Consider the following 221-nt stretch of genomic DNA (forward strand, 5'->3'; position numbering starts at 1 on the left):
CTTGCACTTGTTGATGCTGACTCAGAAGCTGACTGGCTCGCACTTGTTGATGCTGATTCAGACGCTGATTGACTTGCACTGGTTGAAGCACTTGTCGATGCCGATTCAGAAGCTGATTGGCTCGCGCTCGTTGAAGCACTTGTTGAGGCTGACTCAGAAGCTGACTGGCTCGCGCTCGTTGAGGCACTTGTTGAGGCAGACTCAGAAGCTGATTGGCTCGC

General features: G+C 52.9%; 1 protein-coding gene. It reads right to left on the reverse strand.

The window, feature by feature from the left end; all coding sequences use genetic code 11:
* A partial coding sequence (locus HW098_RS09775; protein WP_176139978.1) for a hypothetical protein occupies positions 1–221 on the reverse strand: 221 nt, incomplete at both ends.

It is taken from the genome of Streptococcus sp. 1453 (assembly GCF_013276955.1).
Lineage (GTDB): Bacteria > Bacillota > Bacilli > Lactobacillales > Streptococcaceae > Streptococcus.